This is a genomic window from Prochlorococcus sp. MIT 1306 (assembly GCF_047304515.1).
GTDB classification, from domain to species: Bacteria; Cyanobacteriota; Cyanobacteriia; order PCC-6307; family Cyanobiaceae; genus Prochlorococcus; species Prochlorococcus marinus_D.
Map to the genome: position 1 here is coordinate 525,697 of NZ_CP138959.1, position 22,943 is coordinate 548,639.

Here is a 22,943-nt window from a genome sequence, read left to right on the forward strand (position 1 = left end):
CCCAGTAAAAACTCAGGGATGTCTCTGGTGCTGAGGGGTCCGGCGGATGATCCAGGCTTCGATTGGTTGGCCGCCAAGCACATGCTCTTTCACGATTGATTCGATTCGTTCTGGTGTCACTCCGCCATACCAGATCCCGTCTGGCCAGATCAGCAGGATTGGTCCGTCGTTGCAGATGCGAAGACAGTCAACCTTGCTACGCAGAACCACACCTTCTGGACGATCGATGTTTTCGAGGTCATGATGTTTGATTTGTTTTTTGAGATTGGCCCAGCTGGCGTTGCCGACATCTGCACTGCAACAGGCCGCCTTGGTGGCGGTGGCGCAAAGAAGTAGGTGATGACTCACCTTGAAATTCATGCTGTCAAGGCTGGCAGTGGTAGGCGACGGGTGCCCCGTTTCACCTGCTCTTGTACGGCCTTGCGTGCCCATGCATCGACGGCAAGCACGTCATCAAGCTGGGGTTGTGTCTGCAGGTCGGGCTTGTGGCGTTCACAGGCAGCCTCGATCACTTCCGGGATGTCAAGAAAATGGATGCGCTCCTCAAGGAACTGAGCCACTGCTTCTTCATTGGCAGCATTGAGGACGGCTGGCATGGTTCCGCCGGCACGTCCTGCGGCGTAGGCAAGTTCCATGCAGGGGTATTTTTTGGTGTCAGGGGCGCGGAAGGTGAGTTCGCCTACTTCGGCGAGATTCAGTCGCCGCCAAGGAGTTTCGAGCCGTTCCGGCCAGCTCAGGCAGTAGAGGATAGGTAGTTTCATGTCTGGCCAGCCGAGCTGCGCCAGCACGGAGGAATCAGCCAGCTCGATCATCGAGTGGATGATGCTTTGAGGGTGGATCACGATCTCGATTTGGTCGTAGTCGATGCCAAAGAGGTAATGGGCTTCGATGACCTCTAGCCCTTTATTCATCAAGGTGGCTGAATCCACGGTGATTTTGCGTCCCATGCTCCAGTTGGGGTGGCTGGTTGCATCGGCAATGGTGGCTTTCTCGAGATCTTTTGCTGACCAGTCGCGGAAGGCACCCCCAGATGCTGTGAGCTGGATGTGGCGCAGCCCAGGGGTAGGAACTCCCGTGGAGAGGCGGGCGTTCTCAGCCCAGGGTGTTCCTTGCAGACACTGGAAAATGGCCGAGTGTTCGGAATCTGCTGGAAGCAGCCGACTGCCGCTGCGTTTTAATTCCGGCAGCACGACAGGTGCAGCAGCGATCAGGGTTTCTTTGTTGGCGAGGGCAAGATCCTTGCCGGCTTTGATTGCTGCCAGTGTTGGCAGTAGCCCAGCACAGCCGACGATGCCGCTGACCACGAGATCAGCGCTATCCCATGAGGCAGCCACATTGAGCCCTTCTGGGCCCGCTAACAACTGAGGTAAGTGAGGTGGTTGTTGATCGCTAGGCAGTGCGTTGAGCTGCTGCTTCAGTTGTGGCAGCAGCGACGCGTCGGCAAGCGCTACAACCTCGGGATGGTGTCGCTTGACCTGCTCCACGACAAGAGAGATGTTCGTGCCGGCAGTGAGTGCCACCACCCGGAAGCGCTCAGGGAATTCTTCGGCAATCTCGAGGGTTTGAGTACCGATCGAACCTGTGGAGCCCAGCACGCTGATGGCTTTCACACTGTTCCGGCAGTTGAAGCCAGTCTCCCACTAGATGGCCAGACACTGGCAAGCTTGTCTTAACAAGGAGCTCCAGACATGGCAGTTCGGGAACATTGGCGATCGGGTGTGGGCTTTGTGCTTGCCGCGGCAGGCAGTGCAGTGGGGCTGGGCAATCTCTGGGGCTTCGCCTATCGATCCTCTCAGGGGGGTGGGGCGGCGTTTCTGCTCCTCTATGTCGTAATTGTGTTGGTGGTCTGCCTGCCGGTGTTGGTGGCGGAGATGGTGCTGGGGCGTAGCACGGGCCAAAGCCCTTTGATGGCCCCTGTACAGGCGGCAGGATCTACTTGGCGTCCAATGGGCTGGCTGTTTGTGGTCGCATCCTGTGGAATCCTGGCCTTTTATGCCGTGCTGATGGGCTGGACTGCCCACACCCTGTTTCATGCCCTATTCGTTGGTCTGCCAGCGGATATGGCGGCGGCAGAATCGTTTTTTGCCTCGGTGAGTCGCGGCAATAGTGCTGTTCTGGGTCAGGGAATCAGCCTCGTGCTTACAGCTGCCGTTGTTGCTGCCGGCGTGCAGGGAGGCATTGAGCGTTTGTCTCGTTGGGCTTTGCCCTTGCTGTTTTTGCTCCTGATTGGACTAGCGATCTGGGCGACCACATTGCCTGGAGCTGTCGGCGGATACCAGACGTTTCTGCTCAGTTGGGATCCGGCTCAGCTGGTGAACCCCACCACCATCCGTAACGCTTTTACCCAGGCCTTCTTCTCCATTGGCGCTGGCATTGGCTGCATCTTGGCCTATGCGGCCTATCTCGATCGCAGCAATCGATTGCCTCAAGAAGCGATTGCCGTGGTTGGCCTGGATACGGCGGTGGGCTTGCTTGCGGGCATGATCACGTTTCCTGTGGTGGTCAGCTTCGGTCTGCAGGACACGATCAGCGCCTCCACCGTGGGCGCTCTGTTTCTGGCGATCCCCACAGGACTTGCCTCCCTTGGAGAAACTGGTCGCTTGGTGGCGGTGCTCTTCTTTTCTCTGGCCTATCTGGCGGCTATCACTTCATCGGTGTCCTTGCTGGAAGTTCCTGTGGCATCGCTGATGGATCGTTTGGGTTGCTCTCGTCGACGGGCGGCCTGGCTGATGGCGTTGCTGATTTTTGTGGTGGGTTTGCCGGCTGCGGTGTCGATCCCGGTGCTGGAGGTGATGGATTCGGTGTTTGGTGGTGTGCTTTTGATCCTTGGTGGATTTCTGCTGGCCCTGCTGCTGGGTTGGGTGGTGCCGAAACGGTTTCGCGACGATCTTCAGGAATCAGGTACATCCAGGCGACTGATCCGTTTGATGTTGTTTTTTCTGCGGTGGGTGTCACCACCTGTTGTGGCCTTTGGTTTGATCGTTAGCGTCGTCGATCTGCTGCAGACATGGACAGGGACCTAATCAAGCGTTCACGGTTGGGGCTCATGGACCCAGTTCTCTAAAGCAGAGGTGGGCATTGTCGATTTAGCTGAAGCGTTTGTATCCCTAGAGCTGGCGAAGCCGAAGTCGCGCATCGAACCGCTGATGGTTGAAAACCAGAACGTTCCGCGGTAGATGATTAGCTGCTGATCCAGTCTGTGAGGCCACCTGGCTTATCGATCAGTTCGATGCCTTGGGCGCGCAGCTCGTCGCGGATGCGATCGGCTGTGGCGAAATCACGAGCAGCTTTGGCCTCTTGGCGTGCGGCAATGGCGAGTTGAATATGGTTTTCATCAACCCTGTTGTTGTCATCGGGGGCTTGTTGCGCGGCTTTTTCTGCCTCAAGCCCGAGCACATTGGCTAGCTCCACTAGCAGTTGCCAACGTGGGAGCAAGTTCAGCTGCGCTGTTTCTTGAATTGCCTTTGTGTCACCACGCTCCAAGCGGTTCGCTAGGGCACGCAGGGGGCGGGCAAGATCGAATAGCACTGCGATGGCCCCTGAGCTGTTGAGGTCATCGTCCAGTGCATCGATGAAGTGTTGACGTATTTCGCTGCATTGCTCCAGAGTGGAGGAATGGGCGGGTTGAATGACTTCTTGTGGTAGGGGTTTGCATTCAGGCCAGTTCAGGGTCTCGGCATAGATGTTCCCGAGGCCAAGGGCTGCATTAAGACCTTTCCATCCGGTGGCTGCAGCGTTGATGGCATCGGCTGTGAAGTCGAGCGGTTTGCGGTAATGGGCCTGCAGAATGAACAGGCGTAGTGTCATTGGGGAGACGCCGCTCTCTAGCAGGGCTCTGATCGTGGTGAAGTTACCGAGTGACTTGCTCATTTTCTGACCGCCGACATTCACCATGCCGTTGTGTAGCCAATAGCGAGCAAGCTGCTTGCCCGTAGCTGCCTCCGATTGAGCAATCTCGTTTTCGTGATGAGGGAAGATCAGGTCCGCTCCCCCCAGGTGGATGTCGATTGTTTCGCCCAATTCCTCGCGCACCATGGCGGAACACTCGATATGCCAGCCTGGGCGGCCAGCTCCCCAGGGTGAGGGAAAGCTTGGCTCTCCGGTTTTAGCTCCCTTCCATAGGGCGAAATCAAAGGAGTGTTGTTTGCGCGCCTCTTCGGCATCGGCCACACGACCATCGGCGTTTTGCTGCTGCTCATTGAGATCACGACCACTGAGCTTGCCGTAGCCGTGATGTTTCATCACGGCGAAGTAGACATCGCCATCGACAGAGTAGGCAGCCCCACTAGTTTCTAATTCTCCGATCAAAGCGCGTATCCCGTCTAGGCATTGTGTGGCGCGGGGCATGCGATCGGGCCGCAGGATGCCTAGGGCATCCATGTCTTGATGGAAAGCCTCGATGTTTTGCTCGCTGATGTGCTCCATGGAGCATTTCCTCTCAGCGGCACGCTTGAGGATTTTGTCGTCGATATCAGTGAAGTTCTGCACGAAGGTGACTGAGTAGCCACGCCAAAGCAAATAGCGACGCAGCACATCCCAGACGATGTAGCTGCGGGCATGGCCGAGATGGCAGAGGTCGTAGACCGTGACGCCGCAGCAGTAGATGCTGACGTGCCCGTCCTTGAGCGGAGTGAAGGGTTCCGTGCGGCGGGTGAGGGTGTTTGTGAGCCGCAGTGACACTGGCAGGGCTGGAGCTTGCTTTGAGGCTAGGGCCACGCGTTCTGAATCTGCGTTCGGCTCAGGCTGATGCTTAGCTCGCGTTTGTGTGCTGAAGCCTTAGTTCTTCGCGCCATTGCACAAGTGGCCGCTCCCAGCCTTCTTCAAGTTTGTGAGCGACAACTAAGTCAGCATCTAGTCCCATCTGGAAGCCTTGGCTTAGAGCCTGAAGTAGCGGTCCAAGTGGCTTATCGTCTTGCAGTGCGTTGAGCATGCCGCCAAAAATCAGCATCACCGCGAGCGGGGAGCGGTTCTGAGCAAGGTTGAACCCTTGCAGGCCAATCTCGCTTACCCCATCGATGCCGAAGCCTGTTAGCACGTGAACGATGTCGTGTGTTTCCTTGAGGCGATGCACGATGAACTCCTTGGGGGAGGTCACAGGTGTTGGATCGATCAGCGCCAAAGGATCGATCTCTTGGCTGAGTAGTTGATCGGCGTAGGTGCGGCCAAGGCTTCCTTGCGGAAGCTTCTGCAGATCGTTGAGGTCTATCGGTTTTGGCCGCCAATCCTCCTTCACCATCTCCTGAAAGCGTGCATTCGCCATCAGGTGGCTTTCCATCTTCTCGGCCAGTGGGCTGTCTTTAAGACTGTCTGCAACTGCGAACACGCTGTCCAGGTCAGGATGTTTCAAAAAGTTGGCCAGACCGGCTACAAGTTTTAGGTTTTGCAGTCGTTTGCGTAGGTTGAGATTCATCAGCAGGATTGCCTTGTGGAGGGTTTTATGTACTCAGAGAATGTGACTGGTTCTCTCCAGATATATCGGATGAGGGCAATGGAAGAGTTGGTTTCAACAAATCTATTCTTCGTTCAATCTAAGAAGACTCAATCAACTCTAAAACTATTGATAGCCCCTCTTCTTGGCTTGTAACCAAGACTTTCTCTCTCAGGCTTGCGATTTTATTGTTTGGATGAACCATCAATTTAGATCCACAGATTTAGATCTCTTGAGAGGGTTCGCTTGGCGAGTCTTTTTTATTGCTTAAACGCATGCTCTCAATCTATTGAAGCAAGAGCTTGTTTGGCCTTGTTGATGGAGGTCAACTGCCGTCTAATTCTTTTGTTTGTTGAGGTTGTTATTTCGCCTCCATCCAGTTATCGCCAATGCCTGTTTCTACCACGAGTGGCACACTCAGCTCAACAGCCTTTTCCATCGTGCTCACCACCAATTGCTGAACATCTTCAAGTGAGCTGGGGTCGACTTCCAAAACCAGTTCGTCGTGCACTTGCAGCAGCAGGCGTGCCGGTAGATCTGCTGCCGTCAGTTTTTCTTGTAACTGCACCATCGCCACTTTGATGATGTCGGCACTGGAACCCTGGATTGGTGCATTGGCTGCCGCCCTGAGTTGTTGGGCCTCCATGCCACCCCGCCGGGCTACGTCGAGATCAATGTCCATTGGATCTTTGCCCAGCAATCGGCCTAAGCCGTTGCGATCGAAATGGAAGGGCCGCCGGCGCCCTAACAGGGTTTCTACATAGCCTTTGCTGAGTGCAAGCCGCTCTTGTAGTTCCAGGAAGGTAAACACCTTCGCGTAGCGCTGTTTGTAACGGCTAAGGAAGTCTTTGGCCTCTGCTTGGCTGACGCCGGTTGAGCGTGCAAAGCGTTGGGCGCCCATGCCATAAATAACGCCGAAGTTGATTGTTTTGCCGAGTCGACGTTCATCAGAGCTGACTTCAGGTTTGTCCAGCAGCAGCCTTGCGGTGAGAGCGTGCACGTCATCGCCATTGCGGAAGGCTTCTTGCAAAACCTCCTCTCCAGAGAGGTGGGTGAGGATGCGCAATTCAATCTGGGAGTAGTCAGCACTGAGCAGCTGCCAGCCCTGCTGAGGCAGGAAGGCTTTGCGTATACGCCGGCTGAATTCGGTGCGGATTGGGATGTTTTGCAGGTTGGGGTTGCTACTGCTCAGCCGGCCTGTTGCGGTAACGGCTTGGTTGAAATCGGTGTGCACCCTGCCCGTCTCTGATTCCACCAGCTGCGGCAAGGCATCCACGTAGGTGCTGCGTAATTTGCTCAGGATCCTGTGCTCAAGCACCAACGGCACCACTGCATGATCAGCTTCGAGTTTTTCCAGCACGTTGGCATCGGTGCTCCAGCCAGTTTTGGTGCGTCTGGATTTTTTGCGATTGAGCCCAAGTGTTTCGAACAGCAGTTCTCCCAATTGCTTGGGGGAGGCCAGATTGAAGTTCACCCCTGCGGCCTCTTGGGCCTGTTGCTCAAGTTTCTCCAGGGTGTTGCCAAGTTCAACCGAGAGCTCCTTGAGATAAGGCAGGTCGATGCGGATACCGGTGGCTTCCATCAGCGCCAAAACCGGTTCTAGGGGTTGCTCAACTTGCTCCAGTAGAGGAAGCAGCTTGTCTCCCATGCTCTCAAGTTGTGCTCTGAGGCGTAGGGCAAGTCGCCGGGTGAGATGCACGTCCATGCCGCAGTAGAGGCTGGCTGTTGGGATCGCGACATCAGCAAAGGTTTGGCCCTTGCCAACCAGCTCGCTGAAGCCGGTTGGTGTGATCTTGAATTCACGCTCTGCCATTACATCCAGGCCATGCTTGGCGGCGGCATCACGGAGGTAGTCGGCCAGCAACGTGTCGATCACGACCCCCTCGAGAGCGAGTCCATGACGCAACAGGATGAGCCTGTCGTATTTGGCGTTTTGCAGTGCTTTGGGGTGGTCGTTACTCGCCAACCAAGGGGCTATCGCTTTGAGCACAGCCTCTAGAGGGATTTGGCAGGAAGCCTCTGCCTCCAGCAGTTCGGCAGGTGGATGGTGTCCGATCGGGATGTAGGCGAGTTCTTGCAGCCCCTCCCCCCAACAGACGCCTAAGCCCACCAGTTCGGCGCAAAAGGGATTGAGAGCGGTTGTTTCAGTGTCGAGTGCCACTGGCTTGAGGCGATCTCGGTAGCCCATCAGCCGTTTGACAAGCTCTTGCAGCTCTTCTGGATTGGTAATCAGTTGAGGTTGTAGCGCCGGTTGTTCGTTGTCGTTTGAACTCTCTGGTTCTGTTGAAGATTCAGGAACTGCTGGGCTTGTCGCCGATTTGGATGGTTCAAGTTCGTGGCGATTGGCTTTAAATCCCCCGCTGGAGAAGGTGGCCACGAAACTTGGCACTTGGCGCACCAGGCTGTTGAGTTCAAGGGCGCTCAGGCGGTCAGTGAGTCCATCGTTGTCAACGCTGCTTAGCTCTAGACGTGGCTCTTTCGGTAGGGGGATATCGACCAGGATCTCTGCAAGATGGAGAGATAGATAGGCGTTGTCACGATCGTTGCTGAGCTTGCTTTTGAGTGCTCCTTTAATGGCACCGCGGCTGGCTTTCTCGCCTTCTGCTTCCACTTCAGCCAGCGCGTTGTAGATGCCATCGAGATCGCCATTCTCCTTAAGAAGAGTGATGGCTGTTTTAGGACCCACACCTTTGACCCCAGGGATGTTGTCGGAGCTGTCGCCAGTGAGGGCCTTGAGCTCAACCACCTTGTTGGGGATGACGCCAAGTTTGCTGAGCACTCCAGCCTCATTGATCAGGCTGGGACCACTACTTTTGGCGTAGGGTCCACCTCCCATATAGAGCACGGCAATGTCGCGCTGATCGTCGACCAGCTGAAAGAGGTCACGGTCGCCGGAGAGGATGCGGACCCCCCAACCATCTCTGCTTGCTTGGTTGGCGAGGGTGCCGAGCACATCGTCGGCTTCATAGCCAGGGGCAAGGCAAAGGGGCAGTTGCAGATTGTTTTCAAGGATCTCTTGCAGTTGTTTCAGGTCCTGGAAAAAGATGTCTGGTGCAACATCACGATTGGCCTTGTAGTTGACATCTGCTTGATGGCGGAAGGTTGGCTCAGCTGTATCAAAGGCGATCACAATGCCTTGAGGGCTAAGACTTTTGCAGTTGTCCAGTAGGGCTTTTAGGAAGCCATAGGTAACGCTGGTGGGGGTACCGTCTTTTGTGGCCAATCCCCCTTCGCCTCCTTTGCTGAAGGCATAAAAGCTGCGGAAGGCCAGCGAGTGGCCATCCACCAGTAGCAACAGTGGCTTGTTAGCAGCCTCAGGCATGGGGCGAATTGATGTGGGTTTGGATCAGTCGCGTTTTGGTTTGGCCCAAGGGGGCAGATCGATAAAGATGCGCGTGCCGGGATTGAGCCCGCTCAGGATGGCTGTTTTGCTGCCACTACTGGTGCCTAGTTCCACCGCTTGAAAGCTTGGTTGATTTTTTTTGCCCACCAGAAGCACCCCAGGTTTGCCCTTTTCAGTGACAATCGCCACGGTGGGAACCAACGTGCTGGGTGCAGTCTTGCCCGTTTCAAAATCCACGTCTGTGGACATGCCTATCAGCAGTTGGGGGGAACGCTTGATCAGGTTGAGCTTGACTGCGAAAGAGATGACATTCTCAGTTTTTGCTGCCCTGGGAGCGATTTCGCTGACGCGGGCCATAAAACGTTGTTCTGGGAAGGCGTCAACACGCACGCTGGCATTTTGGCCGATGCGGATGCGGCCGATGTCGCTTTCGGGCACTTTGGCGTTGACCTCCATTCCTTCTGAGAGCTCAACAAGGGAGGAGCTGCTGGCGCCGGCAGTTGCAGAGGCTGCTGTTGTTGGGGTCACAAAGGCTCCTGGCTCCGCATAACGGGCTGTAATCACACCACTGAAGGGTGCTCTGATCAGAAGTTCGCTCCCTTCAGTAATGCGTTGTTGAACACGCTCTTGGGCTGCGGCAAGGTTGGCGCGGCTGGTCAGGTAGAGGCGGCGATATTTGCTCGCGTCGTCGGCTGAGATGGCTCCTTGTTGGTAGAGGTTGTCGCGCCGCTCATGGTCTGCTTTTCTCGTTTGGTATTCAGCTTGCTCTTTTCTTTCAAGGGCCTTCGCTTCATCTAAGCGGTCGTTGTAGTCGCCACTATCCATGCGAGCCAGCACCTCTCCCTTTTTGACCTCGTCGCCTTGATCGACATAGAGCTCTTCCAGCAAACCTGCTTTTTTGGGACTGACATTCACGCTCCGCTTCGCCTGCAATTCGCCATTGGCGCTCACGATCCCGGGAAGGGAGCCCCTCTCGGTTTCTACGGTGTAGTCGCTGAGATCGCGACCCAAGCGCTGCTGGGGGCTGAACCTCCACACCACGCTGCCTGCAGTGATCAGCACGACAGCTGCACTGAGGCCTATCCAGAGTTTGCGGCGGCGTTTAGCACCTTTGAGTTGTGTGAGATGGACCAATCCCTGCTCCTGATGTGCCGATATGGGCGGGGCCTTTGTACTGGCCATCAACCCACCAACAATGTCCAGCAGTCTCGCTGGTCAGCGTGCCTGACTGCAGCGAGGCACGCTGACGTAACTGTCAAGTATCTTTGGCGTTGTTTTGCGGTGCCATATCGCTTTTGTAATGGTTTCTGGCCTGGCCACGGCTAGATTTGCCCTCATGCTTAAAGCCGGAATTGTTGGACTACCAAATGTGGGTAAGTCCACGCTTTTCAATGCACTTGTGGCCAACGCGCAGGCTCAAGCTGCCAACTTTCCCTTCTGCACCATTGAACCGAATGTGGGCAGCGTTGCGGTACCTGATGAGCGCTTGCAGCTGCTTTGCGATCTAAGCAAGAGCAAGGAGCTGATTCCAACGCGCATGGAGTTTGTTGATATCGCTGGTTTGGTCAAGGGGGCTAGTGAGGGAGAGGGGTTGGGCAACAAATTTCTTGCCAATATTCGCGAGGTTGACGCCATCGTGCATGTGGTGCGTTGCTTTGAAGACGAGGATGTGATCCATGTCTCTGGATCAGTGGACCCTTCTAGGGATGCTGAAGTCATCAACCTTGAACTCGGCTTTGCAGATCTCAGTCAGATCGAGAAACGGCGCTTGCGCTTGAAAAAACAGACGCGCACAAGCAATGACGCCCAGCTCGAAGATGCTGCGCTTGAGCGGATTCAATCTGTGCTTGAGCAAGGTGGTGCTGCTCGTGCTGTAGAGCTCAGTGATGAAGAAGCAAAGATGATTAAACCGCTTGGCCTGCTAACGGCTAAGCCAATCATTTATGCCACCAATGTGAGCGAAGACGATCTTGCCGGCGGCAATGCCTACTGTGAGGAGGTGACCAGCTTGGCGACGCGTGAGGATGCTGAATGCGTGCGTATTTCAGCCCAGGTGGAGGCTGAGTTAATTGAACTCGGCGAAGCAGAGCGTATTGATTACCTTGAAGGCCTCGGAGTGAGTGAGGGGGGGCTGAAGAGTTTGATCAAGGCGACCTATCGGCTTCTAGGTCTTCGTACCTACTTCACTACAGGGGAGAAGGAAACCCGTGCTTGGACGTTTAAGGCCGGCATGACGGCTCCGCAGACAGCTGGTGTGATCCATACTGACTTCGAGCGTGGTTTCATACGTGCTCAAACCATTGCTTACCAGAAGTTGCTTGAGGCCGGTTCCTTTGCTGAAGCACGCAACAAGGGCTGGCTGCGTAGTGAGGGTAAGGACTACGTCGTAGCGGAGGGTGATGTTATGGAGTTTCTCTTTAACGTCTAGCTTTTAATCTTCTGGGGCATACTTTCTATCTGACCAGAAAAAAGCAAACCAAACCATAGGCCTGAAGGTAAGCAAAACTCTTGGTATGTTGATTGATCAATTCAATCTAATTTCTATTCAGCTCACCTTGAGCTCTGAATTCACTAAGCTGAACTCGCATAGATGATCTACCTGGCAAGCGGTAATTTAAAAGACTTGAACAGGTGGTAAGAGCACCAATGAAGGCTTCTTGCCAGTTTGTTGAATGCGATGAGCTTGTCGCCATCAGCCAAATGCCAGTGTCTATTGAATAGCTGTTTAAAGAGCCTAGGGAGGGCTTTGAAACAAATTCTTCCGATTACGACCCAGATTAAGACTTGCCTGGGTGTTTACACCTAAGACTTCAGAGGTCGCGGGATTTTTACTTGATTCAGGCTTGTGCAGTCCAAGACTTTTGAGGTTTTGATGCAAGTCCTAAATTTGAGAGAACAGTTGAGCATGGCTGGAGTGCTTTTCTCAGGATCAGTTGGTCATCTAATCTCTCAATTCAGTCACATAGAGGAATGAGAAGTGCTTAAGTTTTTAGACCGGATTACAAGAGCAGTGAGCGGAAATTGAATCAAGCAAGCTTATGCTTGCTTGTAGGGGTCAGTCTTTGCAAGGAGTCATTGACACCACCGTAAATATTTACCTTTGTATAAGTCAAAGTATTCAAAAAAAAACACCAAGCGAATATATATTCGTGCATATCTGTAAAATTCTCTTCTTCTAATGCATTAATTTGAGGGCTTGATGATAAGAATTGAACATGCAAGCACCCTGCTTTAAAGGGAGTTTTGAGGGTTTTAGGCATGCAAGTCTGCCCCTGTGAACAGGATCGTCACACTTCGCAACCTCTTGTGTTAAGCTTTTGTAACGAAGGCCGGCACGCTGTTCTTCGTTGCAAAGGGACCTCAACACAAATTCCTTCTTATGAAAAAAACACCCAAGACCAATAGAGTCGAAAATCAGAAGTTAACCGCTGAGCGTGTTAATGGAATGGCCGCAATGATGGGATTTTGGGCTGCGGTCGGAGCATATCTAACGACAGGCCAAATTATTCCTGGTGTGGTTTAAGCAGAAAGATCATGACCTCTTCTACAAATGTCATCACTGAAGACGGTGGACGTCAGAACATGTACGCAAGCGAACCTCGCATGCAAATTGATCCTGAATACACCGCTTTTAGTAAAGAAGCAGAACTGGCCAACGGACGTTGGGCAATGATTGGCTTCTTATCTGCTGTCGGGGCTTATTTGTTCACAGGGCAAATCTTACCCGGCATTTTTTGATTTTAATGATCATTCTTCAGGCTAATCATCTTTTTTAAACAGTGGATTAGCCGAGAATATGCTATTGGCTGTACTTCTTGTCTGATTGCCAATTAGCATGAGGCCTTTTGCCTTTCCTGATCTTTCCTTACACAATTCCTCTACCTACCACTCATCATGAATGAAAATGCAGAGCTACAAAACGGCCGCTGGGCAATGATTGGCTTTATTGGAGCACTCGCCAGTTATGCTGCTACAGGGCAGATTATTCCTGGATTGTTTTAAGCACTTTATAGATATTAATGTCCTTAAGTGAAAACTTCAGGGCATTTTTACTCTCCCCTAATTTATTATGGAATTTACTCCCCTTAACTCTCTCAAGAAATTCACGAAAAGGCTTGTTAAAAGGTCTAATCGTTATGATTATGCACTGACTGGTTGGATTATTCCAGGCATCTTTTGAAAAATTCTTTTTGGCTAGAGGCCCCTTCTCTTATTTGGACTAGGGCCTCTAGCTATTAAGGATAGTCTGTTGAGTATTTATTGACAGTTTTGCTTAGACGATCAATCCAATGCTTGGTTGTGACTTGCCTTCTTCATTGACGGCATCCAATCTTCTTGGAGGTTTCTTCAAGAGAAGCTCGTTGCTTTGTTGAGTTTGCTTTACCCGTGCAATAGCTGCTGAGGTGGGATTGATTGTGTCAATTCAGCTCTGATTGCTATTAAATAAACCTTTTTCAGGCTTTGCTTGCGGCATGCCAGACAGTTTTCTATTCCAATTGGATAGACATTGGTTTTGAATGTTAGGCTTTCAATAAATGCCTTAGACCTTTTACATTCTATTCTAACAGAATACTAGCTTGACAGGTTCAGCTTGTAAATCCTTCAAAACTAAGCCATCTTGCCGCTCATCTTCATTCCATAACTTGCGAGTATTGAAGCCGGAGTGCACTGTGCTTTCTTGGCTAGAGTCAAGTTTATAACTTTGCTTACGATTTTCGACTCCTTATATATGCCCAACAGAAATGGCGCCATGAGTGTAGATCGCGAACGGATTAGCCTTGGAAATGCCTTGATTCGTTTTGCGCTTCAGCAAGGCGATGCAACGGCTATTTCTCAGACTACGCTTCAGCTTTGTAAGGGAGATAGAGAGAAGGCAGATCTACTTTCCCTCTGGTTTATTGATGTTGGTAAAAGTTGCAAGCAATATCTTGGGACGATGACGGACAATCAAGTATTTATGCGCATGTGGATGCTCGGCAATGTAGATATCAAGCAGGTCTCAGAATCAGGTAAGCCAATCTTTATTCTAACAAAGAAAGGTGTTGAAAGAGTTAGGCATTCGCCGAAAGAGAAATGGTGCTATAAGCTTTTATGGGATAATCATGAGTTCGCTAGAGGCGAGGAATGCGTCATTTCTTAGCAGGATTAGTGTTATTGAGCTTGCTTTTAGTACATGGCGAACCTGCTTTTGCTGATGGTGCACAAGAAGAATTCACAGGCCACATTCTGGAATGGAGAGAAAAGAGTGAGTTGGCTCAGGATAATTTAAGAGAAGCTGAGGAGGAATTAAAGGCTGGTTCTAAGTATAAAGCCTGTATCAAGCAAAGAATTGCAAGCAAGTATGGTGTCGAGGCTTTTCAAGCATTAATTAAAGCTCAGCAAATCAATGACTCAGAAAATGAGTTTGACAACTTAGAAGAAAATTTGGCCAAGTGGAATGACCTCCGTGATTGTAATGCTTATGGTTCATTATTGAACTAACCTTGTATGTATAGACGATGAGAAGATCACTTTTGTTTGGCCTTATTGATCTAGCTCTTGACTGATGAGTGTTGCAAGTGGAGCTCATCTTGATAAAAGTCAAATCCGTATTTGCATTGATTAACGCGTTTGATTCAGGCTTCTTTGAGTCGACTTATTAAGGATGTCTGACCAACAAGCTTGGTGGTGGTGGAGAACTGAGTGGCTTCGAGTTCACCAACGCGGGCTTCTAGGCCATCAACACGGCCCTTGAGAATGGCGAGCTCCTGCTCGAATTCGTTGAGAAGACGACGCAGTTCGTCGGTGACTTCAGTGATGCGATCGAGGCAGGCATTCAATAGAGCAGCCGCTTCAAAGCGGGTCATTGCTCTGTTACCGAGGTAGCTACCACTTGGATAGCCAGCTACACAGCCGTAGCGCTCAATCAGGTTGCTCAGCGCCTGATAAGCCCAATCGGTTGGGTAAACATCTTGGAATTGGGAGATGCTGGTGACCTGCTCGCTGGAGGCCGAATAATCGGACACACCTTTGATGTCGAGGTCTGCGGCATTAGCAGCCATAGGGGCCATCAGGCCCAAAGCAGCAGGTGCCACCAGCAATTGCTGGAAGAGTTTCATTTGGTTCCTCACACAGATAGGCGCAATGCGCCAAGTCAATGTTGGTGATTAACTTCTGCTTAAACACCTCTTGGTGTAAAAATTAGGCCTGCAGCTCTTACTGTTTCGTGAACTTATTTCTAGAATTAATTTTCAAGTTTGCTTATTAGACATTCAACACAAATATTTGTGGTTAATCAAAGCCCTCACTTTTGCTTGTTCGTGAATAAGTCGGCTTTTCTGACGAAAATTGGTTAGCCGCTATTTTTTATGTGCTCATGTCTTCTTCGAGAATGTTGCGTATTGGTGGCTGAATGTAAATATCGAGCATTGGTTGGGGCTGATTATTATTCGTCTTCTTGCATGTTTGATGGGTTGCTTTCGCTTGGAACACCCTAATTCTAGATGTGTATGTATTGACTAGGTCGATATCAGCTTATTAATGAACTATGCCTTTGATAAGTTTTAGGCCAAGTTGGCTCTTGCTTGATTGTATTTTAGGCTATTAATTTTTTCCTGAGGTTGTTTATTTAAAGTTGAATGCATTGGAAATTTTGCCTTTATCAAGGCTTTTACAATTGCAAACAACTTGTCGGAACGTGTATCTATATCGATTTATGTTTATGACTTCTGCGGATCTGCTCTATGCCTAGAGCACTTCTTGGTCTGGGGCAGGAGTGGCTTGAGTGTCGTTGTTAGAAGCTTTTGCTGCTTCAGCTTCGCCATTCACTGGAGCCACTGCTGTTGTCGCTGGAGTTGCGGCTGCGGCCTCAGCAACCTTTTTGGCGGCTGCAGCCTCAGCTGCCTTTTTGGCGGCTAATTCCTCAGCAGCCTGTTTGGCAGCAGCTTCCGCGGCAGCTTTGGCAGCAGCTTCTTCAGCAGCCTGCTTGGCTGCAGCTTCTGCGGCTTTCTTGCCTTTACTGCCGCCTGTGGTTAGGTTGTTGAGCGCCCAAAAAACACCAATAATAATGGGTATGTGCACCAAACCGCCCATTACGACTTGAGACTCGGGGTAAGCCATCTTTGGTGTTTAGGCAAACATCACAGACAATAGGCTGTTCTAGAGCCAGTCTAGAGGCTTTGATTACTTATCTTATCTTTTTCAGTTGAATCGCATTTCTTCCTTCGCTAAAGCAATTCACCTGTTTGCCTACGCTTTTTGTATCCCTTGGCGAGCTTGAGCGGTCTAGTTCATATGCTTTAGGAGAGGCTTGTTCATAGATTTTTGTTTTACTGATCTGTTTTCCGGTTAGAAGTATTTCTATAGCTCATCCTTGATCAGACGATTGATTGCTTCGATGCTCATCTTCGTAGATGTGCAGTCAGCATTAAGTGTAGGGCTCAAGATTGAGGCTGCTTTGATGACCTGAGGATTGTCAAGGACTTCAGGGCTAATGCCAACCTCGAGAAGTGAAAAGGGTAATGTCTCCTTTGCAATCCTCTCGCTCAGTTGTCCGCTTTTGACGAGACATTCGCTAGCGGCAGATGTCCCAGTTGCAAAGGCGCGAATGCTCACCGCAAGTTGTTTGCTGGCGTTTTTGACTTGAAGGTTGATTTCATTGGCTGCGGCTGCGGATGTAATCAGAAGAGTCATAGCAGTTGTTGCGCCTAATAGCATTCGCATGTTGCTTGGATGTTGTCTTTTATAGGGGTGGAAATTGCTGGCAATTATAATATATTTTATAAGTTTATTACTTATTATAGGCTTGACAAATAATCCATGCATTTGCGCGAGCAAATATTTCCTTGTACCACTCTCCTTAGCCTTTAATGCTCGCTTGTTATTTGGAGCGCCCTCCATCGTTTGATTCGTCTCTTCTGCTGCTCCATCAAGAGAGCCGCTGTAATTTGATCAATTATATAGCCGGATGGTTTTCGGCTACAGATCTCATGCGAGGTGTTTGGGGGGAATGATTGTTGTTATTCGCTGTGTTGATTATTCAGCTATAGGTGTTGACGAGATTGTTCTCTGGTAGCTCTTTCTCGGCGACTAGCTTCGCTTGGCAAATGGCGAACACTGCTGATCAGTCGTTTCACGCCTGGCTTGAGCAGAAGTTTGAAGCTCAATGGCGGCATCTGATCCGTTGATGGCACCCAGGCGCACCATTCAATAAGCCGATCTAATCCCTTCAAGGCTTGAGTGAAAATGGTTTAACTCGTGAGCGGTATTCGGCGTTGGCATTAACACGCCCTATTGGACAACGAATTGTGATTGGGCTCTTCGGCGCTCTGCTGTTCGGTCTTGCTGGAGTATCGCCGCTGAGAGCTGCGGAGCGATTGGAGGTGCAGCTTGAGGGGATGGTGATACCAGTTTGGATTAGGGAGTTGGTCGATTTGGGGCGGCCTGGGGGCAGCAGTAGTTCTGAACTCATCGCCTGGCTCAATTTGCTCGATGCCGATAGCCGCTTCGATCTTTTTGAGCTGCTTCAGGCATCTTTGCTTACAGATCAGAGCATGGCTCGACAAATGCTGCGTAGTTGGGCAGGACGTCAGCTGCTTGATGCCGTCAGTGATTTGGTGAGGGTCGATGCCGACAGTAGTGGCATCGTCTTGTTCAACACTCTGGAACTGCTCCTGAACAGTCAGTCAGAGGTGACCGCTCTGGACTTGCTTGAGGAGCTCCCTGCTGAAAATGTACGCCTCGATCTTGATGCTCTACTTCAGGTGGCAAGTCGCTGGCGGCGTCAGTTGCAACAGCAGCAGCAGTTGGTGTTAGCGCTCGGGAGGTTTCCCGCAACACAAGTTCCAGTTTTGCAAGAGCTGGCAGGTCAGGAAGTTTTTGCCGCAGGACCTGAGTTCAAACCTTTGCCAGTGGCTCATCGCACCAAGCCACTCCAGTTAGAGGTGTGGCGCCCACCTGATGGCACTCCGTTGCGGTCGAGCTGGGTGGTGCTCATGCCAGGCTTGGGTGGAAGCCAGGATCATTTTCGTTGGTTGGCTCTCAGCCTTCAACGTAAGGGCTGGCCGGTTGTGGTGCTTGAGCATCCAGGTAGTGATGCCAGAGCGGTGCATGCCCTGCTGAAGGGGCAACGACTTGCACCTGGAGCAGAGGTGTTGCCTGACCGCTTGGCGGATCTACAGGCTGTCCTGCAGGCACGAGAGCAAGGCACGTTGGTACTGCCTGGTCAGAAGTTGGTGCTGATGGGTCACTCCCTTGGGGCACTGACGGCTCTATTGGCTGCTGGTATTACCCCGGAGCCTGGTTTGTATACCCGCTGTCGTAAGGCTCTAGACGATCTTCCTCTTACCAATCTCTCGCGCTTATTGCAATGTCAGTTGGTTGATGTGCAAATGCCAAAACTGCAGTCAATCCCCCAGCTAGAGGCAATCGTTGCTCTCAACAGTTTTGGTAGCTTGCTGTGGCCTCGTCATGGGGCTGTGCCTTTGTCGGTTCCAGTGTTGCTGACTGGCGGCACCCTTGATTTGATTACTCCTCCGCTGAGTGAGCAGCTCGATTTGCTTTTGGCAATCTCACCCCATCCCGCTAGTCGAGTCGTGCTTGTGGAGGGCGCTAGCCATTTTTCACCGGTGCGGGTTGAAGGTCAGATGGGTGAGGGTCGTGGCGATGATCTCTTTCAACTAGGCGAAGAGCTGGTAGGGCGTGAGCCTCTAGCTGTGCAGCGATTGTTGGCAGTTGAGATTCAAATCTTTTTGGAGCAGGTTGAGGCTGGCGAAGCCCTTGAGGGCTCCACACATCAGCAGGTCGGGGATTTGCGGCTTCATCGTTTGGATCGCAATGCAGCAGAGAGACTTCGCGAATCTCAGTAGCGGACGCGGGGATCAATCAGAGCAACGAGCAGATCCACGCTCACGCTTACCAGCACCATCAGGGCAGCCACGACAACCACAATTCCTTGAACCACTGGGTAGTCGCGTTGGTTGATTGCTTCTTGGAGCCGTAGGGCGATGCCTGGCCAGGAGAAGGTGACTTCAATTAACAGTGCGCCGCCAATCAGCGATGCCACTGTGATTCCAGCAATGGTGAGTACTGGCAGAAGGGCATTAGGGAGGGCATGGTTTAGCACCACCTGTTGCTCATTCAGCCCCCGGCTACGGGCAGCTTCAACGTAATCGGATTGCAGTGTGCGGCCAAGATTGAGTCGCAGGGTACGGGAGAAAATCCCACTGAGGAGTAGGCCTAGGGTTCCTGCCGGTAACACCAGGTGTCTCAATGCTCCTTGAAGAGATATCCAGTCGCTGCTCCGCAGACTGTCGAGGATCAGGAAGCCGCTCCCCTCTGGTGGTAGCAAGCTCGGGGGAAAACGTCCGCCAATTGGCAGCCAACCGAGAATGACTGCAAACAGCAGTTGAACGATCATCGCGGCCCAGAACGGTGGCAGGGCATAGGTGCCAATGCCGTAGAGGCGCCCTGCGAGATCTAGCTTGCCTTCCGGGCGGGCAATACCACTGAAACCAACGACCAGACCAACCACTGCAGCAATCAATAGTGCCGTCAGGCTTAGTTCCAAGCTGGCTGGCAGGGCTCTGGCAATGATCTTGCTCACTGGTTCCTGGTTGAGAAGAGCTTGGCCTAGATCGCCATGAATTAAGTCTTTGATGAAGTGCAGGTATTGATGCAAAAGCGGTTGATCCAGTCCAAGCCTGGTGCGCAGAGCAGCGCGGGCTGCTGCTGGAGCACGATTGCCTAACACGGCATCGACTGGGTCTCCTGGTGCCACCCGTAGGAGTAGAAACACCATGCTGGCAATCAGCCAGAGCATCACCGGTGCCAGGACCAAGCGGGTCGAGCTATAGCGCAGTAGTTCTCTCCCTCTGCCCATCAGTGCAGCTCCCGTAGACGGGGGAGCATTAACTGGCCGCTACCGTCAAATTCTGGCTTGGATAAGCGCAGCTGGGCCCAAGCTCGTGGTGCTACCAGCCAGATTGGTAGATAGGCCGCTCCGGCGGCGGCGCGGCGCTCGATCTCTCCGAGCTGGTGGAGACGATCGGGTCCGCGAAGTTCATCGCTGTGGCGAAGGCTCGCTTCCAGCCCATCTGCGGTCCAGAAGCTGCCGCTAATTGCCGCTTCCCCCTCTTCGCATACAGGTCCATTGGCTTTGCTGCAGCTTAATAATGGAGCTAAATAGGCTTCCGGGTCGGGATAGGCGCCTCGCCACTCAAGGATGACGGCCTGGAATGCGCCTTCCCCCAGTTGGCGGTAAACGGTGGTCGATTCGACGCTATTGAGCTTCAATGTCAGGCAATCCGAGAGGTCACGTTCCACCTGTGCCTGCCACGTCAGTGCCAATAACTTGTCTGCTGGCACGTTGGAACGGAACGTGAAAGGGAGTGTCAGCTTTTGAGTTGTGCAATAACCTGCCTTTTGCAGCAGCTGCTTGGCTCGTTGAGGGTTGTAGCTGGGCCAGGGTGTGATTGGTTCAGCCTGCAAGTTTGGCGGCACTAAAGACCGCAAAGGGCGTCTGAGTCCATAGCTCACGCGCTCAACCATCAGCTGACGGTCGAGGCTGTAAGCGAGGGCCTGTCGCAGGAGTGGTTGATTGAGTGGAGCGGTATTACTGAGTAGAGTGATGTAACCAATTTCAAGTGCTGGCCCCGTTCCTTCGCGGAGCTTCCCTTGCTTGGCAAGGCGATGGAGGGCAAGGCGTTGGTCTTCATCCAGTGAATTGGAAAGCAGTACATCCACTTCACCGCTTCGTAGGGCACCGAATAGGGCAGTGGAGTTGCTCAGATTGATGAAATCGATTCCAGCATTACTGGCCTCGGTACTCCAGTACTGCTGAAAAGGCTCAAGGCGTTGTTGCTGGGTCTGGAAGCTAGTGAGGCGGTAAGGGCCGGTTCCAATGAATTGCTTATTGAGGAACTGATTTCTGTGCTTGGCGTAGGTCGTTGGTGAGACCGGCGTCAGATTGATTGAGGTGAGTAGTCCCTCTAGAGAAGTGGAGGGTCGTGTTAGTCGAAGGCGTAGCAGGTAGGGAGCGGCTGCCTCCACGGCGGCAATCCGTCCCCCTACCACGTAGTTGAGGGTGCCGATACGCAGAAATCGCCGCAGGCTGAAGGCCATCGCGGCGGCATTGAATTGGGTGCCGTCGTGAAACAACACATCCTTGCGCAGAGGGATCGAGATGGTGAAGCCGCCATCACTGATCTGAGGTGGGGCGGATGCTAGTCGTGGCTCTAGGTCCCCTTTGTGATCAAGTCGGTAGAGGGGGTCCCCGAGGGCGCTCAGCAGTTGCAGAGCATCAAAAGTACTGGCCTGGGCAGGATCGAGAGAGGTGATCTTGCCGGCACTTGCTACGACAAGTCGCTCACTACGGCGAGCAGGCTGACAGGCAACCTGGCTCAGCGCTAGGGAGAAAGCAAATAGAGCAGCGGCCCAGTGCAGAGAATCACGACGGCCAGAGCTGGACACAACGCGGGCGGATCGGATGGCCTTGATTCAAAGACTTGCTAGTGAGTGTGGTTGTGTTCTATGGGAAGAGCAGGTGATTTGTTGCATCGACACTTCAAACACCGGTGATCCATTTGGAAGCAGTGGCCAACGTCTCACCCAACAACGGTTGTGGTCATCGTCGATTCCGATCACCTGGAATTGCTCCTTATTACCACTGAGGAGTTGAACACAGTCACCTTGATGGAGATCCATGATGTGTCGGAAGTCCGGCTTTGAAAAGAGTTGGACTTTTGACAACATCGAAGCGTTAGACATGAACCTTTGGGGGCACAGGTCAGCGTCTGCAGACTTGTCTCTCACTTAAGCAGGGGTCTCTTCGTCAGGGGGTGGCTGGCTGTTAAAGGCAGCTGAGATGGGCGGCAAGTCCTTTGACCTCAGCCATAGAGGTGATTGCAGTAAGGGCATCTTGCATCTGGCCTTGACTTATTTCATGGGTAATCACAACGATTTCTGCGCCGGCATCGGAGGCATCGAATTGCACGATTGATTGAATTGAAATTGCACGATCGCCGAAGCAGCTACCGATCCGACCGATCACGCCTGGTGTGTCCTCTGCATTGAAGCGCACATAGTTGCGCTGACGGATGGCACTTGGATCAACGAGGTGACAGGAACGCCAACTGCTTGCGGCGAGAAGGGGATCGAGGCTGCCGTGGACTTCACCTAGTTGGCGTATGCCAGCGATGTTGAGGATGTCCGCTACCACAGCAGAGGCGGTGGGTCCAGAGCCTGCTCCTGGGCCATAAAACATCACGCGGCCGATCGGATCGCCCTCAACCAGGATGGCGTTGTTCACGCCATTTACTCCTGCAAGCGGGTGGTCTAGAGGCACCATTGTTGGTTGCACACTTACAGCTAAGGGCAAGGACTGACTGGTCTGAGCGTCTGAGTTGAGACGTTCGGCGACAGCCAATAATTTCACCCTGTAGCCAAGCTGTTTGGCGTAGTCCACATCGCGGCTTTGAAGCTTGTTGATGCCTTGGGTGGGAATTGAGTCACGGTCGACAGGTCCACCGAAGGCCAGTCCAGTGAGGATGGCAATCTTGTCTGCTGCATCGAAGCCCTCAACGTCGGCCGCTGGATCTGCCTCTGCATAGCCAAGATCCTGGGCGGTCTTGAGCACGTCGTCATAGGCCACCCCTTCCTGTGCCATGCGGCTGAGGATGTAGTTGGTGGTGCCGTTGATGATGCCGCTCACGCGTTCGATCCTGTTGCCACCTAGTGATTGCTTAAGTGGCTCGATGATCGGGATGCCCCCGCCGACGGCAGCTTCGATCAGGACGTAGACCCCAGCAGCAGCAGCAGCAGCAGCAATTTCTTCGCCATGTCTTGCAATCACGGCTTTGTTAGCTGTAACGACCGCTTTGCCGGCGGCAATGGCTCGCATGATCAGGGTTCGGGCTGGTTCGATCCCTCCCATGACTTCAACAACCACTTGCACAGAGGGATCATCAACAACGGCCTGTGGGTTGTTTGTCAGTAAGGATGCGGGAAGTTCAATCGAGCGAGGTCGTTGTAGATCTCGAACCGCTACTCGCACCAGTTCAACCTCTGCCACCAGAGGATGTCGCCCTTCGGGGGCTTGGAGGATGCCTGCAACGCCCGCGCCTACCGTTCCAAGCCCCAGGAGACCAACTCCTATCTTCGTGCCCATGGCAGCTGTGTCCAGTCTTGTACTTGCTG

General features: G+C 52.5%; 20 protein-coding genes and 2 pseudogenes. 8 read left to right on the plus strand and 14 right to left on the minus strand.

The window, feature by feature from the left end; genetic code table 11:
* Positions 1-12: 12 nt before the first annotated feature.
* Complete coding sequence (locus SIB74_RS02765; RefSeq protein ID WP_063396101.1) at positions 13-360, minus strand: (2Fe-2S) ferredoxin domain-containing protein; 348 nt, start codon at positions 358-360, stop codon at positions 13-15.
* Entirely contained in the window at positions 357-1,610 is a 1,254-nt protein-coding gene (locus SIB74_RS02770; protein ID WP_063396100.1) for a 1-deoxy-D-xylulose-5-phosphate reductoisomerase, read from the minus strand. Before SIB74_RS02770 ends, SIB74_RS02765 begins: the two co-directional genes overlap by 4 nt.
* A gap of 78 nt (positions 1,611-1,688) precedes the next feature.
* Between SIB74_RS02770 and SIB74_RS02775 the strand changes: the two genes are divergently transcribed.
* The gene (locus SIB74_RS02775) at positions 1,689-3,023 is read left to right on the plus strand and encodes a sodium-dependent transporter (RefSeq protein WP_063396099.1); all 1,335 of its coding nucleotides are present in this window, start codon (positions 1,689-1,691) and stop codon (positions 3,021-3,023) included.
* 157 nt (positions 3,024-3,180) lie between these two features.
* Here SIB74_RS02775 and cysS read toward each other — a convergent pair whose 3' ends face one another.
* The 4 genes from cysS to SIB74_RS02795 form a co-directional block, all read right to left on the minus strand.
* Positions 3,181-4,680: a cysteine--tRNA ligase gene (cysS, locus tag SIB74_RS02780; protein ID WP_197463304.1), complete on the minus strand. Its 1,500-nt coding sequence runs from the start codon at positions 4,678-4,680 to the stop codon at positions 3,181-3,183.
* A gap of 70 nt (positions 4,681-4,750) precedes the next feature.
* The gene (locus tag SIB74_RS02785; protein WP_063396097.1) at positions 4,751-5,410 is read right to left on the minus strand and encodes a Coq4 family protein; all 660 of its coding nucleotides are present in this window, start codon (positions 5,408-5,410) and stop codon (positions 4,751-4,753) included.
* A gap of 379 nt (positions 5,411-5,789) precedes the next feature.
* Complete coding sequence (gene polA, locus SIB74_RS02790) at positions 5,790-8,750, minus strand: DNA polymerase I (RefSeq protein WP_063396096.1); 2,961 nt, start codon at positions 8,748-8,750, stop codon at positions 5,790-5,792.
* Positions 8,751-8,774: 24 nt separating this feature from the next.
* Positions 8,775-9,953, minus strand: coding sequence for an efflux RND transporter periplasmic adaptor subunit (locus SIB74_RS02795; protein ID WP_197463295.1), 1,179 nt, complete (start codon positions 9,951-9,953; stop codon positions 8,775-8,777).
* Positions 9,954-10,107: 154 nt separating this feature from the next.
* Between SIB74_RS02795 and ychF the strand changes: the two genes are divergently transcribed.
* Entirely contained in the window at positions 10,108-11,199 is a 1,092-nt protein-coding gene (gene ychF / locus SIB74_RS02800; protein WP_041375077.1) for a redox-regulated ATPase YchF, read from the plus strand.
* 598 nt (positions 11,200-11,797) lie between these two features.
* Here the strand turns inward: ychF and SIB74_RS02805 are convergent.
* Entirely contained in the window at positions 11,798-12,031 is a 234-nt protein-coding gene (locus tag SIB74_RS02805) for a hypothetical protein (RefSeq protein WP_156486123.1), read from the minus strand.
* A gap of 119 nt (positions 12,032-12,150) precedes the next feature.
* Here SIB74_RS02805 and SIB74_RS02810 point away from each other — a divergent pair, with 119 nt between their 5' ends.
* The 5 genes and pseudogenes from SIB74_RS02810 to SIB74_RS02830 all read left to right on the plus strand — a co-directional run bounded on the left by SIB74_RS02810 (position 12,151) and on the right by SIB74_RS02830 (position 14,252).
* Positions 12,151-12,294 carry a high light inducible protein gene (locus tag SIB74_RS02810; protein WP_011130525.1) on the plus strand — a complete coding sequence of 48 codons (144 nt, stop codon included), beginning with the start codon at positions 12,151-12,153 and terminating at the stop codon, positions 12,292-12,294.
* An 11-nt stretch (positions 12,295-12,305) separates the two neighbouring features.
* On the plus strand, positions 12,306-12,509 hold the full coding sequence (locus SIB74_RS02815) for a chlorophyll a/b-binding protein (protein WP_011825535.1): 204 nt from the start codon (positions 12,306-12,308) through the stop codon (positions 12,507-12,509).
* A gap of 162 nt (positions 12,510-12,671) precedes the next feature.
* Positions 12,672-12,773 (plus strand): annotated as a pseudogene (locus tag SIB74_RS02820) (chlorophyll a/b-binding protein); the annotation flags it as partial.
* A gap of 748 nt (positions 12,774-13,521) precedes the next feature.
* Complete coding sequence (locus SIB74_RS02825) at positions 13,522-13,911, plus strand: hypothetical protein (protein ID WP_156486122.1); 390 nt, start codon at positions 13,522-13,524, stop codon at positions 13,909-13,911.
* Entirely contained in the window at positions 13,896-14,252 is a 357-nt protein-coding gene (locus tag SIB74_RS02830; protein ID WP_063396093.1) for a hypothetical protein, read from the plus strand. Before SIB74_RS02825 ends, SIB74_RS02830 begins: the two co-directional genes overlap by 16 nt.
* A gap of 155 nt (positions 14,253-14,407) precedes the next feature.
* Here the strand turns inward: SIB74_RS02830 and SIB74_RS02835 are convergent.
* The 3 genes and pseudogenes from SIB74_RS02835 to SIB74_RS02845 all read right to left on the minus strand — a co-directional run.
* Positions 14,408-14,869: pseudogene (locus tag SIB74_RS02835) on the minus strand (iron uptake porin); the annotation flags it as partial.
* Positions 14,870-15,497: 628 nt separating this feature from the next.
* Entirely contained in the window at positions 15,498-15,869 is a 372-nt protein-coding gene (locus SIB74_RS02840; protein WP_063396091.1) for a hypothetical protein, read from the minus strand.
* 240 nt (positions 15,870-16,109) lie between these two features.
* Positions 16,110-16,649, minus strand: a complete 540-nt coding sequence (locus SIB74_RS02845) for a glutamyl-tRNA amidotransferase (RefSeq protein WP_231906081.1) — start codon at positions 16,647-16,649, stop codon at positions 16,110-16,112.
* Between the two features lie 407 nt (positions 16,650-17,056).
* Between SIB74_RS02845 and SIB74_RS02850 the strand changes: the two genes are divergently transcribed.
* On the plus strand, positions 17,057-18,616 hold the full coding sequence (locus SIB74_RS02850) for an alpha/beta hydrolase (RefSeq protein ID WP_413681801.1): 1,560 nt from the start codon (positions 17,057-17,059) through the stop codon (positions 18,614-18,616).
* Here SIB74_RS02850 and SIB74_RS02855 read toward each other — a convergent pair.
* The 4 genes from SIB74_RS02855 to SIB74_RS02870 all read right to left on the minus strand — a co-directional run bounded on the left by SIB74_RS02855 (position 18,610) and on the right by SIB74_RS02870 (position 22,914).
* Complete coding sequence (locus SIB74_RS02855; RefSeq protein ID WP_063396088.1) at positions 18,610-19,629, minus strand: ABC transporter permease; 1,020 nt, start codon at positions 19,627-19,629, stop codon at positions 18,610-18,612. The genes SIB74_RS02850 and SIB74_RS02855 overlap by 7 nt on opposite strands.
* Entirely contained in the window at positions 19,629-21,218 is a 1,590-nt protein-coding gene (locus tag SIB74_RS02860) for an ABC transporter substrate-binding protein (protein WP_074159142.1), read from the minus strand. The genes SIB74_RS02855 and SIB74_RS02860 overlap by 1 nt, the downstream gene beginning before the upstream one ends.
* A gap of 27 nt (positions 21,219-21,245) precedes the next feature.
* Positions 21,246-21,515, minus strand: a complete 270-nt coding sequence (locus tag SIB74_RS02865) for a hypothetical protein (protein WP_082818487.1) — start codon at positions 21,513-21,515, stop codon at positions 21,246-21,248.
* Positions 21,516-21,597: 82 nt separating this feature from the next.
* Positions 21,598-22,914, minus strand: coding sequence for a homoserine dehydrogenase (locus SIB74_RS02870; RefSeq protein ID WP_063396086.1), 1,317 nt, complete (start codon positions 22,912-22,914; stop codon positions 21,598-21,600).
* Positions 22,915-22,943 lie beyond the last annotated feature (29 nt).